The 1,254-nt window shown below is 62.9% G+C and carries 2 protein-coding genes; both read left to right on the forward strand.

Annotated elements, in window-relative coordinates; genetic code table 11:
- The coding region (locus tag AB4Z16_RS28035) for a flagellin (RefSeq protein WP_441514579.1) at positions 1-728 on the forward strand (728 nt) is incomplete at its 5' end.
- 211 nt (positions 729-939) lie between these two features.
- Positions 940-1,254 (forward strand): flagellin N-terminal helical domain-containing protein (locus AB4Z16_RS28040; protein WP_441514580.1); only part of this gene is annotated, 315 nt, incomplete at its 3' end.

The following is a 1,254-nucleotide window of genomic DNA, read 5'->3' on the forward strand; positions in this document are numbered from 1 at the left end:
GCCTTCGCGTCGACGAGAAGGGCCAGCTCAACGTCAAGGGCACCGGCTCGGAAGATGTGGAGTTCGGCTTCGGCTCCTCCGCCGTCGACGGCGCAGGCGCGATCACCAATGCCGGGACGGGCGGCGCCAACACCGCAATCGGCTTCGTCGCAGCCGACGCCACGGCTGCCGGCGCGATCAAGGGCCAGAGCATCACCTCTGCCGTCCGTTCGAACCTCATCCAGCAGTTCAACGACCTGCGCACGCAGATCGATGAACTCGCCAAGGATTCGGGTTTCAACGGCGTCAACCTGCTGCAGGGCGACAAGGTCTCGATCCAGTTCAACGAAAAGACCGGGAAGAACCAGTCCAAGCTGGACATCCAGGGCTCGACGCTGACCTCCGACAACCTCGGCATCAACCAGGCGACCAACACGCAGCTCACAGGCTTCGTCAACTTCCAGAACGATTCCGATCTGGAAGCTGCCACCAAGTCGCTCACCGGCGCCCTGACCTCGCTGAAGTCGATCTCGTCCTCGCTCGGCGCCAACCTCTCGGTCGCCCAGACCCGCCAGGACTTTACCAAGGATCTGGCCAGCGTCCTGACACAGGGCGCCGACAATCTGGTCGCCGCCGACGGCAACCAGGAAGCGGCGAGCCTGCTCGCCCTGCAGACCCGCCAGCAGCTCTCGCAGACGGCCCTGTCGCTCTCGAACCAGTCCGACCAGGCCATCCTGCGTCTGTTCTGATCCTTCGTCCGCAGAAGCGGGCCAGCCCACAGAATGTGGGCCGAAGACAAAGAAGGCGGTGGAGCGCGAGCTCCGCCGCCTTTCTGCATGCGCTGCGAAGGCCGCCGCCTTCCCGGGTGCATTCGGCGTTAACTGTTTTTTATCCTTAACAAGGAATTATCGGGCCAGATCAAACCGAACGAACGCGGATTCGCGATTCAGGGGACTGAAGATGGCCGGACCTATTCTCTCGAGCGGCGTTCGCAACAACCTGTTGACCTTGCAGCAGACCACGGCCCAGCAGAGCGTCATCCAGAACCGTCTCGCCACCGGCAAGAAGGTGAACTCGGCGATCGACAACCCGGTCAACTACTTCACCTCGGCATCGTTGAACGACCGCTCGAGCCAGCTCACCGGCCTGCTCGACGGCATCTCGAACGGCATCCAGACCATTCAGGCTGCCTCCAAGGGCATCGACGGCATCACCAAGCTGGTGTCCTCGCTCCAGTCCACGGTGAAGCAGGCACAGGCCGACGCGGCCCAGAAC

The organism is Allobosea sp. TAF32, assembly GCF_052113585.1.
Taxonomy (GTDB): domain Bacteria; phylum Pseudomonadota; class Alphaproteobacteria; order Rhizobiales; family Beijerinckiaceae; genus Allobosea.